This is a genomic window from Psychrobacter halodurans, assembly GCF_017498075.1.
Lineage (GTDB): Bacteria > Pseudomonadota > Gammaproteobacteria > Pseudomonadales > Moraxellaceae > Psychrobacter > Psychrobacter celer.
Window position 1 is genome coordinate 1 of the sequence record NZ_JAGBKN010000017.1, and the last position, 12,738, is coordinate 12,738.

10 protein-coding genes are annotated in these 12,738 nt (G+C 47.5%); 2 read left to right on the top strand and 8 right to left on the bottom strand.

Features of this window, described 5'->3' with window-relative positions; translation table 11 throughout:
• On the top strand, positions 1-124 hold a 124-nt coding region (locus J3491_RS12075), incomplete at its 5' end, for an IS3 family transposase (protein ID WP_341534385.1).
• 122 nt (positions 125-246) lie between these two features.
• On the opposite strand, the gene J3491_RS08525 is transcribed toward J3491_RS12075, so the two are convergent.
• The 5 genes from J3491_RS08525 to J3491_RS08545 form a co-directional block, all read right to left on the bottom strand.
• Complete coding sequence (locus J3491_RS08525; protein WP_075101205.1) at positions 247-1,416, bottom strand: beta-barrel domain-containing protein; 1,170 nt, start codon at positions 1,414-1,416, stop codon at positions 247-249.
• An 11-nt stretch (positions 1,417-1,427) separates the two neighbouring features.
• Positions 1,428-3,665 carry a type I secretion system permease/ATPase gene (locus tag J3491_RS08530; protein WP_083608528.1) on the bottom strand — a complete coding sequence of 746 codons (2,238 nt, stop codon included), beginning with the start codon at positions 3,663-3,665 and terminating at the stop codon, positions 1,428-1,430.
• A gap of 47 nt (positions 3,666-3,712) precedes the next feature.
• Positions 3,713-5,161, bottom strand: a complete 1,449-nt coding sequence (locus tag J3491_RS08535; protein ID WP_075101203.1) for a TolC family protein — start codon at positions 5,159-5,161, stop codon at positions 3,713-3,715.
• Between the two features lie 292 nt (positions 5,162-5,453).
• The gene (locus J3491_RS08540) at positions 5,454-6,023 is read right to left on the bottom strand and encodes a cupin domain-containing protein (protein WP_207969841.1); all 570 of its coding nucleotides are present in this window, start codon (positions 6,021-6,023) and stop codon (positions 5,454-5,456) included.
• 45 nt (positions 6,024-6,068) lie between these two features.
• A complete protein-coding gene (locus tag J3491_RS08545) occupies positions 6,069-6,932 on the bottom strand; it encodes a universal stress protein (protein WP_075101201.1) in 864 nt (287 codons plus the stop codon).
• Between the two features lie 242 nt (positions 6,933-7,174).
• Between J3491_RS08545 and J3491_RS08550 the strand changes: the two genes are divergently transcribed.
• Positions 7,175-7,708, top strand: coding sequence for a DUF2058 domain-containing protein (locus J3491_RS08550; RefSeq protein ID WP_075101200.1), 534 nt, complete (start codon positions 7,175-7,177; stop codon positions 7,706-7,708).
• 123 nt (positions 7,709-7,831) lie between these two features.
• On the opposite strand, the gene J3491_RS08555 is transcribed toward J3491_RS08550, so the two are convergent.
• From J3491_RS08555 to J3491_RS08565, 3 genes are all read right to left on the bottom strand, one after another.
• Entirely contained in the window at positions 7,832-9,331 is a 1,500-nt protein-coding gene (locus tag J3491_RS08555) for an aldehyde dehydrogenase family protein (RefSeq protein WP_083608526.1), read from the bottom strand.
• A gap of 90 nt (positions 9,332-9,421) precedes the next feature.
• Positions 9,422-10,828 carry a YjiH family protein gene (locus J3491_RS08560; protein ID WP_207969842.1) on the bottom strand — a complete coding sequence of 469 codons (1,407 nt, stop codon included), beginning with the start codon at positions 10,826-10,828 and terminating at the stop codon, positions 9,422-9,424.
• Between the two features lie 136 nt (positions 10,829-10,964).
• Complete coding sequence (locus J3491_RS08565; protein ID WP_207969843.1) at positions 10,965-12,668, bottom strand: 5-guanidino-2-oxopentanoate decarboxylase; 1,704 nt, start codon at positions 12,666-12,668, stop codon at positions 10,965-10,967.
• Between the last annotated feature and the right edge of the window lie 70 nt (positions 12,669-12,738).

Here is a 12,738-nt window from a genome sequence, read left to right on the forward strand (position 1 = left end):
AACCCTTGAATGGGTAGATTGGTTCAATAAAATACGATTGCATAGCACGATTGGATATGTGTCACCCTTTGAGTTTGAAAAGCGGTATTATGATAGTTTAATCCTGTCAGGCATTGCTGCCTGACTCAAGTAAATTACCCTCCGATAAAGTCGGGGCGGTTCACTCTGTATCTGTTTTATTTAGAACAGACTATAAATACGTCAGGATAAAAGAGAGGTAACACTGGCATCAGTTAATGTGTCTTATCATCGCTCGCCTAAGCCCTCTGACAAGGTTTTGGTGATAGGCTTGGTCAAGTAAGACAAGACAGTGCGTTCCATAGCCTTGATATCAACTGACGCTGTCATACCAGGTTTGATGACAATCTCATCGCCCCTGCCTGCAAACTCGGCACCATTGATGACAATTAATACTCGATAATAAGGCTCTTCGCCCTTAGGCGTTTTTTCAATAAGCGTATCTGGACTAATATAATTCACCGTCCCTTTCATTGCGCCAAAAATAGAATAATCATAAGCATCGAGCTTTACGGTCGCGTATTGGCCTTCTTTGACATACGCAATATCGGCAGGGCTCACTTTTGCATCAATGATTAGATCACTACTGGTCGGCAAAATCTGCATAATGATCTCGCCTGGCTTCACCACACCGCCGATAGTGGTCACATTGATGTTTTTGACCTTGCCTTCTGTCGGTGCCATCAGACGTTTTTCTTCTAGTACTTGTGAGCGATCTCGTAGCTGCTCAAGCTCCGTATCAAGCTCTTCTTGGGCTTTGGTCATTTCAGCTTGCGCTTCCTCAAAGTATTTATTGCGCTTATTGTTGATTTGCGCTTCGATATCAGCCACTTGACGGCTCAGCTTGATCACATCTGCCTGACTGACATCCCCATACTCTAATAAAGGCTCATTCATGCTCAGCTCCTGCCGCGCCAACACCAGCATTTTTTCAAGAGAAGAGACGTCTTCATTGATCGCCCGGCGGCGTCGATCATAAAGCGCTTTTTGGTTTTGTACGTATTCAGGGTAGCTTTGTAATGCCTTTGGGAAAACTAAAGGTTTTTCGAATATCTCAGCATTTAGTCGCGCCAGCTTTGCTTGTAATGCTGCTATTTTAGACGCGGAGTTATCGACCGCGGCCTTGGCTCGCTCCTCTTCTAACACGACAAGCAACTGACCTTTTTTGACTTCTTGCCCTTCTGCCACAGCAAGCCGAGTTAGCACCCCACCCTCTGAGGCTTGAATTTCTTGTGTACGAGCGCTTGCGATAACGGTAGCTTTGGCACGAGTTACTTGGTCTATTTTGGCGTATGATGCCCATATGATTAAGACAATTATCCCAATTAAGGCAATCCAAATACTTAACCTTGAGCGATTTACATTGGGGGTGGTGGGTGTGTATTTATACTCTGACATGCCTGCTTACCTTAATTGTCTGGTGAGTCTTTATTGATCTGATCGGTCGTTTTTCCTCTTTTTTTGATGGTGTTTTGATGTTGAGCTTGTTCGTTTCTTTTTAAGCTATCAAGCACTGCTTGTTTTGGTCCGTCTATCACTATGCGTTGATTGTCCATGATAATCAATCTATCGACTAAGTCTAAAAGAGCGGTTTTATGCGTAGAGACGATAAAGGTCTGGCCTTTTGTCAGCTCCTGCTTTAGCACTTGTAAACAGCGCTGCTCTTGGCGATTGTCCATGGAGGCGGTGGGTTCATCTAATAAAAACACATCCGGCTTTGTTAGTAATAAGCGAGTGAAGGCAACCAATTGCTTTTGCCCGCCTGATAAGCCTTTACCGCCTTCACTAATGGGCAAATCAAGGCCGCTTGAGTGGCTAGATACAAGATTGATAAGCCCTGTTTTATTTAGGGCGTCTTGTAGGACATCATCATTGGGCGCTGCCATACCAATCAGTAGGTTTTCTCTTAGCGTGCCTTGAAACAGCCTGTGGTCTTGCTGCAAATACCCCACGCGCTCACTTAACGTCTCACGACTGATTTGATGGATATCTAGACCATCCAACAGTACTCGGCCTTTGGTCGGTGCATACAAGCCCGCGAGTACTTTTAGCAAGGTCGACTTCCCTGAACCAATGGGCCCCAAGATCGCAATGCGCTCTCCTGGTTTGATGCTTAGCTTATCAATCGCAAGCGCTGATCTGTCATTGCCTTGGTAATTAAACACCAAACCATCACACTGGTAGTTGCCATTGATACGAGTCGGTGATAAGGGATAAGCGACTCCTTGATTGTCTTGCTCAAGCGAAAACAGCGTTTCGATATTGAGTTTGGCGGCTTTGGCATGAGAATACTGTACCAGTAGGTTGGGTATAGCCATTACTGGAGCCAACACTCGGCCACCCAAAATAGAGCAAGCAATCAGGCCACCCATGGTCATATCACCTTGCATCACGACAAAAGAGCCCACTATCACAATACCCACATAGCTCACTTGCTGCAGCATTTGAGTAAAGTAAGTTAAGTTGTCATTGGTATGTTTCATATCCAAGTCGTTTTTGACGGTGATATTCATCACATCAAGCCAACGAGACAAGAACTTCCAACTGCCCGCCCCCGCTTTTATCGTCTCCACCCCCTCAACGGCTTCTACCAAAAGACCTGTTTTATAATAAGAGGCGGTCGCACCTTCTGCTGCAATGATATCGATGCGTTTACGGGCAAACAGCCCCATCACGATCGCGACTAGTGCAGCCACGACTGGGACGGCCGCGACCAGTGGTGAGCCAATAAAAGCCACCAAGCTGATAAATATAATAGTCATGGGTATATCGACCAAACCAAACAGCGTACTGGCCGTAAAAAAACCACGCACTTGCTCATATCCACGTAGCTGAGCGGCCATAGAGCCGACCGAACCTGGCATCTGATCGATGCGTACCTTTAACAAACGCTGAAACACTTCGCGTGATAAATACTGATCAAGACCAACCACGACTTTGTCCATGATTTTTGAGCGCGAAAACTTCATAAAGGCTTCGAATAAAATCACCAACATGACGCCGCTCGCTAAAATAATAAGTGTGTATTCGCTACGGGTCGGGATAACTCGGTCATAAACCTGCATAGAAAATAAAGACACTGCCAGTGCCAACATATTTATGAGAAAGGTGGCAATCACGGCTTCAAATAACACGCCTTTGTAATTACTGAGATCTGATTTTAATAAATCAGAAAATGAGGCCGTCCGCTGCTTGATATGATCCTCTTTTAGACGGACACGTAAGACAAGCGCTAACTGTTCAGTGCGCGTCGGGGTGCTGGCATCCTCTTGTCTAAACCGCCAGTTTTTTTGTGGGGTTTGGCCATCGACCACCCCCCAGCCCATATCTGGTCGATAAGCAAGCAAAGGCAAAAAAGCAGCATCTGGCTCTTGCAACACCTCAGGAATATCTTTGACGCCAATATCATCAAATATCGCCAACACACCACTTAACTCATGAAGACTTTTACCTTGCCTATCAAACAGCTCCTGATGACGCTCAATGACATCATGCAGACGTATATTATCGACCGGATAGCCTTGCTGACCCAGTAGATGTCTCACCGCATCTATCAGTGTTTTAGTCAACTCACTCTGCACAGGGCTTGGGGCGGCTTGATTTGGCATTACAGATTGGGAGGATGTCACTTGCGAATTTGTGCTCATATTAATCACTTATCTTATCGTTAAGAGATACCTTTATCTAAATCCTTTTAGGGCGTGATAAGGTAATCCTCTTCTAGCATAATATACTGGCCGTTGTTGAGATCATCCTCAGCGCTCGCGGGCAATCTGATATTGATATAGTCCTCTGGTCCTTGTGCTTGATAACCGAGCGCTTTGCTATCTGCGTTTTTACTTTTTTTACCCATCCAGTTGTTGACGCTATCTAATGGTTTAAATAAGTTGACAGGCGCTCGGTTGGCGGCAAATTTTTGCCACGGCATCACGCCAAAATCAATTTGTAACTTATAAAAGGCTCCTAATAAGCTGGCTCGAGTTTGCACCAGCTGTACTTGATAATCATTGTGTTCACGTACAGCATTTAGCACCTCTAGCCATGATTTACGACCAGCGATAAACTGTCTGCGATACGAGCTGACCACGATTTGCGCGCCCGCCGCCGCCGCGACCAGTGAGGTTTCTCGGTCTTTGGCACTGACAAACTGCTGGTACTGCACCTGTATATCTTCTATCACTCGACGGCGCGCCGCTTCTTGGTTTTGAACCAAGCTATTGACTTGCGCTTGAGACGCGCGCGCGAGTGCCAAGTTAGAGAACCCAGCACCTGGAGCATAGTTTAATCCCAAAGAAAACTTGCCTGTATCTGTGTGGTCGTCGTGATAGTAAGCGTGTTCGTATTGCGCATATACTGTGGGATATCGTGCCGCTTGTTGGGCTTCGACGCCTTGTTTGGCAGACTCAATCTGAAAGTGCTCTTTTACAACAGTAGGGTTATAAAAGCTGGATTGGTCAAACGCCATACGCTCAAAACTGGCAGACTGTTGTTTTGCTTGATCCACCAAAATTTTGATCTCAGGTAGGCTCATAGCACTACTGCGAGACAAAGGCTCACCGATGATTTGCTCAAGTCTGGCCACGGCTATACGCTGCTGCTCAATAGCAGCTTGATAAGCGTGCTGCTCTTGCAAAATGCGATTGGTTACCAAATCAAGCTCGATACGCGCTGAAACCCCTTGCTTCACGCGGCGCTGCATCATCGCCTCAAACTCATGCAGCTGCTCTAAGGCATCAGCATGAATACGCTGCTGAGCGATGGCCTGAATGTATCCTTGCCATGCCTCGATGGTTGTTTTGGCAACCAAGTTTTGTTGCTCGTAGATGTGCTCTACGGCAGCTTTGTCATCGAATATGGCTTGATTGACATCCGCTGTCAGCTTACCGGCCGTCCATAGCGGTTGACGTATGGTGACTTGTGACACAAATTCATTATCAAGGTCATAACCTGAAGAGATGCTGGGCGTCGGCAACAAGTTTAGCTTAGCGGCATTGATACCTTCTGTGGTTGCCTCCTGTTGCGCCCGGGCTGAGCCTACCAAAGGATGCGTTTCAATAGACTGTTTGATCAGACTATTGATCTGTAAGTCTGTCACTACCGCATAGGAGCTGACAGAAACCCAAGCACCTATCATTAGTAGCATAGCCTGACGACATCGTGCGAAAGTAAAACTGTACTTTTTTTTATCTAAGAAATTTGTCATATAAGGTTTTAGGCATTAGCATTGAATGATATTGATCAATCGTTTGGTTTTATGTCTCAAACCTTACTAAAGCCTATCTGAGAAATCAATCAAAGAATAGCTATTAAAAAGGCCTCCATGACGGAAGCCTGTTTAATATCAGTTTTTAGCATGTATACATCAATAGCTATGTATAATTGTTATTAAATATAGTCATTAAGCGTCTCTCAATCTACAACTACTTTTTAGTTGACTAGCGCACGCCAATGACCTGCGCCAGATGCCCCGTCTTGATATAGACGGTCGCGCCGCTAGGGCCAGATACCATCTCTAATGGCGTTTCGGTCGGCAGGCGTATCCAGCTATAGCGCGAAAAAGTCTCACCGTCAGCGTACAACTCGCCTGCCAGCACCATGATTTCGGCACCGCCGCTGATGGCCTCAGTAAATAGCAGCTCACCTGCGTCCAAGCGCTGCAAGCTGACGTGCTCATAGTCACTAGCAAACAGCTGGCAGACACTGCGCGAGCCTTGACAAGGCCTATGACCTGAGGCTGGCGGATTCCGTAAATACCAGCCTGCTGGATAATGTTTGTCATCGGCAGAAAACGTCCCTGCCAGCACAAATATCTCCTCACCGCCCGGATGGCGGTGATGCGGAAAGTCAGACTGAGGAGCATAACGCACAAAGCTGGTGGCACGAGCTTTTTCTGCACCCACACGATCGAGCATGATGCGCTCTATCCCCTTTTGCGGTGATTTTACCCATTGCTGCTGCTTGGGTAGTGAGGTGGCGACGCGAGTAAAATCTGCATTAATCAACATAGTATACTGTCCAAAAACTGCGTATTATCCCAAAAAAACAAACGGCTAACGTAGCAAAACCACAGGCGACAACGTGCTGGCGATAATCTCTGTGGTGGTGCTGCCCAAAAACAACTGCTGTAGTTTTGAATGCCCGTATGCGCCCACCACCATCATATCGATGTCATTGTCTAATTGAAACTTTAATAGACCATCGACCGCATCGGAGGCCGATAAATGATGCGCCTTTACGCTAAAACCCGCCTCTTGTAATTGGGCAGCGGCCGCGCTTAGGCTTTGTTTGGCGGCATCATTATGATTGCCAATCATCACGACATGGCTATCGAGACCTTTTAACATAGGGCTTTTAGCCACCATTTGTACCGCCTTTATGGCAGTCTTGCTACCATCAAACGCAATCATATACGAGCGCGGCTCTTTAAACGTCTCTGAGCAAATCACCACGGGAATATCAGAGGCACGGGCGACCGTCTCTATCTGACTACCAATATTGATGCGGCTATATTTGTGATCTTCTCCGCGGCGACCCATCACGATGGCGCGGTTTGCTGTGGCAAAATGCTCAATGGCTGGCAGTAACTTGCCTCGTCTTTGATAAATAAGCACCTCAAGATCACCAAACTTATTACGAATATGGCTTTTGGCATCCTGCACCAGCGCATTGCTATAGCTATTGACCACCTTAGCTCTTTGCTCGTCTAACTGCGCCAGCTCCTCTAACAAAAACTCACGGCTATTAATCCCTATCGCCCCTGACAGATCACGTCTAAACGACGCTGGCACATCGCTGACATGCAGCAGACCAACGGGTAAGTTTACTCGATTGGCGTACCATGCGGCATAATCACAGACGGATGCGGTCACGGCCGAGCCATCGATACAAGCCAAAATGTGCTGCGATGTTGTCATAATCTGTCCTTAATCATCGTTATTTACCCCGATACCGCTATTTATAGCTATATAGCTCGTTTAATATGGCCAGATGCTAAAACCTCAGCCACTGCCTTGATGATACCCAATTTGGCCTATATCATCCAGCGATGTCTGACAGACTCACACCCCATCTCTTAGCAAATTTTGCTACAATACAGGGCTTGGATGTTGTAAGTGACATATCGCGGTTTCAATGAGTGGATTTAGGTGAGTGAATTATGGCAAAAAACGCCCTTCAGGCTCAATTATTAAAAGCTGGTTTGGTCGATAGCAAAAAGGCCAAAAAAATCAGCAAACAAGCAGAGCATGCCAAACGTACTGGCGACTCAGACAGCGCAGCAGCCAAAAAGGCGCTGGCAGAAGCTCAAGCAAAAAAGCTGAAAAAAGACCAAAAGCTCAATCAAGAAAAACAACGAGCGTTAGAAGAAAAAACACGAAAAGCCAATATCATTCAGATGATTAAGCAGCATCAGCTCACTGATACACAAGGTGAGATTACTTATCAGTTTGTGGATGATACAAAAATCAAAAAGATTTATATCACCCAAAAGCTCTATGATCAAATCGTCGCAGGCCATGTGGTCATAGCACGCCTAGAGGACAGCTATGCCCTGATACCACGCCCACTAGCTGACCGTATAGATGCTAAGATGACAGGCTTTATGGTGGTATCAAACGATACTGCCGAAGACGCGTTGGCAGAAGACGATCCTTATGCCGCTTACGTGATTCCAGATGACTTGATGTGGTAGGTCGCAGTTATTCAATTGCTACTGGCTACGCATTAACCAAAACCCCCTATATAGGCGTTCTATACAGGGGGTTTTTTGACAGAGACATAAGAGCATTCATAAAAACAGTCATCAAAACGGCAATTAAGACGGTAGCAAAACATGCTTACTCTTTTGATAAGCAGATAAGCCATCAGTCCCTAATTCTCGGCCGATACCACTTTGTTTAAACCCGCCCCAGCCCGCTTCGGGCACAACGATTTGCTGCTCATTGACCCAAATATGACCGGCTCGAATGTGCCGTGCCATCTCTAACGCTGCATGCTCATCAGCGCTGACAATACTCGCAGCCAAGGCATATTTACTATCATTGGCAAACGCAATCGCCTGCGCGTTATCTGCAAAGGTCGCACTCACCAACACAGGCCCAAACACCTCCTCTGTCCACAAGCGACTGGTCGCTGGTACCTCGGTATAAATGGTCGGCGCAGCAAAATAGCCTTGACGCGCTAAGAGGGTGCCACCCGTTAGGCAGTGCAGGTTTTCTTCAGTTGCAATATCGATATATTTTTTGACCTGCGCCAGCTGCTGAGCACTGACCAATGGCCCCATTTGCGTGTCCGCCGCAAAACCATCGCCTATTTTCAGAGTTTCTGTTTTTGTTTTTAATACTGCAAATAATGACTCGGCAATGTCTTGGTGGACAAGCAGCCTTGAGGTCGCTGAACAAATCTGCCCAGCATTGGTAAAGATACCGCCTATGATCACGTCGCAGGCATAGTCGATATCAGCATCTGCACATACCACGATAGCGGACTTACCGCCCAGCTCTAGGCTGATGTCTTTGATACCTTCTGCAGCTTGGCGCATCACTTTTTCGCCAACGCTATTACTACCGGTAAAGGAGACTTTATCAATCAGCGGATGACTGGTCATCGCAGCGCCCACCTCTGCCGCGCCAGGGAGGATATTGACCACGCCTTTTGGCAGCTGTATAGCGGACAATATATTACCCAGCATCAGCTCTGGCAATAGTGTCACCTCTGACGGTTTGAGAATAACGGTACATCCTGCTGCCAGCGCGGGTGCTAGCTTCCAGGCGGTAGTCACCATCGGAAAATTCCAAGGCACAATAAGGGCGCAGATACCAACAGGCTCGTAAGTTTTCAATAAGCGTATGCCCGTCTCGTCGGTGCTGACCTTAGACCATGTTTCCTGCTCGATGGTAAGATTGGCATAATAGCGATAACAGGTGATGGCATCTCCGACATCTATCGTCGCCTCTGCAATCGGCTTGCCGTTATTCAATACCGACAGTGCAACCAGCTTATCAAACTGCTGCTCCATCGTATCGGCAATCGCCTGTAAATAGCGCGCTCGTGTGCCCACGCTGGTTTGTGACCAAGACGGATAAGCGCGAGCGGCGGCCGTGACAGCCATCTCTACTTGTGCGCTATGACACAAACGAGTCGTTGCGATGACCTCGCCGGTATTTGGGTCATACAAAGCATGATCACTTACTGACTCAGAGGCTTCAACCGTGACCCAATCACCATCGATATAAGCCGCGTTTAACCTTAAATCATTTTTTATGCTTTGCTGAGCGGTGGCTCTTGTTAAAGATAAAGAATTGGTCGTTTCCATGATACTCGGTTGCCTTATATTATTGATAAAACTATCTTTACGCTAAATGTTCGCTGCTTTTTTAATGCCAAATGATGGTTACCATCACGATTAATACAATAGATGCGCCACTGAGGTGATAACCACCAAGCTGATCAGCGTACGTAAGATAAAAATCATAAACAGCTCTAAGACGTTCAGATTAATATTTGATTTTAATATCAGCGCGCCCACCTCAGACATATAAACAATCTGGGTAATAGAAGCCGCCCCGACGATAAAGCGTGTCATCTCACTCTCGATGCTTTTGCCGACCAAGGCTGGCAAGTACATATCAGCAAAGCCCATAATCATCGCTGGCGCAGCTTTAGTCGCCTCTGGAATTTGCAACAACTCAAGCAATGGCACAAGTGGTGCAGACAGCCAATCAAACACAGGGGTGTACTCTGCTAAACCAAGCCCAATGGTACCGATAGCGAAAATCACCGGAATCAAACCAAAATAGATATCAAACAAATTCTTTAGGCTGTGCTTAAACACGCTACCCAAACTTGGCATAGAGTGCGCGCGCGTGACGGCACGATTGACCGCCCATTGGTAAGTAGAATACTGCGCAGGAATGCCTTCATCCAGCATGCTTTTGCCAGAATGATAAGTATCTGGTTTTAGCGATAATGGCGGTATGCGCGGCATAATGATAGCGGCGATAAACCCTGTCAAGGCGATGGTCAGATAAAAGAAGATAAAGTTATTATCGACGCCAATGGTTTTGGCAACGACATAGGTAAAGGCAATGGATGTCACCGAAAAAGTGGTAGCGATAATCGCCGCTTCACGCTGACTATAGTAGCTTTTATTGTACTCCTGCATAGTCACCAGTAAGCCAATAGAGGCCGCGCCAAACCAAGAAGACATGGCATCGACTGCAGAGCGCCCAGGCAATCTAAACAACTTCACAAACACCTTGCTGGCCAAGGTACCCAAAAACTCCATCAGACCAAAGTCAGTGAGAAAGGGTAGAGATAAAATGGCAAAGAAGAATAAAGGAATCAAAATGGGAATTAAGTCTTCAAAAATCACCCCGCCAGTATTGCGATTGATAATAAACTCAGGACCGACTTGTAAATAAATCATCCAGGCAAACAGCGCCCCAAAAAACCGCGCGGCAAGCCAAAACCAATCGACATCAAAAAGCTTTGCCGTCATGGAGTCTGCATGAATCTCTGGTCTAACGAGCTTGACTGCCAGCGCCCCAACCAAAGACAAAGTCACAATGGCCAGTGCAGCATACACCACGTAGTCCCCAAGTGAGGCCTGCAGAGTATCTGTCAGCACGCCCAATAAAATGGTGACCTTACCCTCCCATTTAAACGGGATGATAAACAGCGCCAAACCCAGCGCAGAAAACAGTAAAAACTTCCACATTGAGGCGCGCCACCGCTCCCCTTGTGGAGTGGTAGGTTCGACAGCATCATTGCCCAATAGCGGCTGCTGCGACTTATCGATATAGTTCGTCATTTAATTCCTCCTTGATAGGCGACGACGCCAGCTTTCCTTTCTGCTGCCTGCCCGGTCCCTCGTTTCAGCGAAAAAACAGCGTGATACGGTTTTGTTGGTTATTTTTCATTCATGCAAATGACTAGCCAAAAGATGATTAGCCAAAATAGGTAAAGTCTTGACTCATTTTTGACAAAAACGCATCGCTTTCATCCACCTCATAAACCATTGGCTGCTTGCCACTTATGTCTGTTTGCAAAGCCTCTAATAACTGCTGCTTATCGGTAATTCGGCGATAGCCTGCGCCAAACCCTGCGGCCAATGGCTCAAACTTTGGTGTTTTGATATTGACCCCAATCAGTGGCAGCCCGCCCTCCTCCATATAGCGGCGAATCTCACCATATCCTTGATTGTTCCAAAGTAGGACGATCAATGGCAGTTCAAGCTCGGCGGCGCAGATAAGCTCGGCAATGGTAAACTGAATGCCGCCATCGCCGATAAGGCTAATAACGGGCGCACTTGAGCCAATCATGGCGCCAATGGCGGCAGGCAAGCCATAACCCAAGGTGCCAAACCCCGTCGACGAGTTAAACCACTTACGGGTCGCCAATGCCTCAAAGCCAAGGTTGCCGCTATAGACAGGCTGCGTCGAATCGCCAACGAAGATGACATCCTCCACCTCATCTCGAATCAGCTGAAGCAGGGCGTTTTGACCGGCAAAGTCAGGTGTCATCGCTTTGATCAACGCCTGCTTTGCTTCGGTTACGCGTGCGGCGGCTTGATGATTTAGCTGATGCCCCTCTAAACTTGTGCATAGGCCGCTAATGGCCATTTGTGCATCGGACAACACCGCGATATCTGCACGAAATGGCCGCTGCAATTGCTGAGCGTCGCAGTCAATACGAATGAGTGTGCCATTGATTTGGAACTCGCCATTAAAGAACACATCATAATCAGTCTCACCAAGCTCGGTACCGATCGCCAATACCACATCGGCCTCGCTAATGACGGCGCGCCCCGCCTCTAACGACTGATTGCTCCCCAAGCTCAGCGGATGACTAGGTGGCAACAAGCCTTTGGCATTGATGGTCAAAAACGTCGGCGCATCGATAAGCTCTGCCAGCCTTTGTGCATCGTGATCGACATCAACGCAGCCGCCACCGTAAAGCAACACTGGATTTTTTGCGCTCTTTAGCTGCTCAATGATCAAATCAAGCTGCGCAGGATTAGGCAGCGGTCTTGTGATCTGCGGTCGCGCCAAACTTGCTACACTCTTATCATTTTTAGGCGGCTTGGCGACATGACTGGCATCAGCGGTAATCACATCGATAGGTAGCTGAATATGCACCGGTCCCGGACGCTCGCCATCAAACATGGCAAAGGCTTCGGCGATGACCTTAGGCAAGGATTCAGGTTGCCAGATGGTTTTGCTTGCAAGCGCAACCTTGCTGACCATGCCCTGCTGATCGTGCAGCTCATGCAAGTGCCCTTCACCGCTACCCGTATCCTTGACCTTATTGACACTAGAAATCACTAGCATCGGGATCGAGTCGGCTAAGGCTTGCGCCATTGCTGTCATGATGTTGGTCATGCCAGGGCCGGTGATGATAAAGCACACTCCGACTTTGCCAGACGCGCGGTAATAGCCGTCGGCCATAAAGCCTGCGCCTTGCTCGTGACGCGGCGTCACATGGCGGATATTGGTGCTTGGCAGACCACGGTATAGCTCGACCGTGTGCACGCCAGGGATACCAAACACGGTCTCCACTCCATAATACTCCAGCCACTGCACGAGTAGCTCACCACAGGTCAGAGACGAGGTGTCTGGCGATAAAGAAGGCGTTTGCATTACTTGGGTCATGAGTCGATCATCCTAAAAATTTCAATAGTATTTACGGCCTAAATATTAATCGGCCTGCAGTAGCACCCTG

Bases quoted from the DNA above. Each gene is read 5' to 3' on its own strand.
- J3491_RS08525 (WP_075101205.1), bottom strand. From the start codon at position 1,416: ATGTCAGAGTATAAATACACACCCACCACCCCCAATGTAAATCGCTCA.
- J3491_RS08530 (WP_083608528.1), bottom strand. From the start codon at position 3,665: ATGAGCACAAATTCGCAAGTGACATCCTCCCAATCTGTAATGCCAAAT.
- J3491_RS08535 (WP_075101203.1), bottom strand. From the start codon at position 5,161: ATGCTACTAATGATAGGTGCTTGGGTTTCTGTCAGCTCCTATGCGGTA.
- J3491_RS08540 (WP_207969841.1), bottom strand. From the start codon at position 6,023: ATGTTGATTAATGCAGATTTTACTCGCGTCGCCACCTCACTACCCAAG.
- J3491_RS08545 (WP_075101201.1), bottom strand. From the start codon at position 6,932: ATGACAACATCGCAGCACATTTTGGCTTGTATCGATGGCTCGGCCGTG.
- J3491_RS08550 (WP_075101200.1), top strand. From the start codon at position 7,175: ATGGCAAAAAACGCCCTTCAGGCTCAATTATTAAAAGCTGGTTTGGTC.
- J3491_RS08555 (WP_083608526.1), bottom strand. From the start codon at position 9,331: ATGGAAACGACCAATTCTTTATCTTTAACAAGAGCCACCGCTCAGCAA.
- J3491_RS08560 (WP_207969842.1), bottom strand. From the start codon at position 10,828: ATGACGAACTATATCGATAAGTCGCAGCAGCCGCTATTGGGCAATGAT.
- J3491_RS08565 (WP_207969843.1), bottom strand. From the start codon at position 12,668: ATGACCCAAGTAATGCAAACGCCTTCTTTATCGCCAGACACCTCGTCT.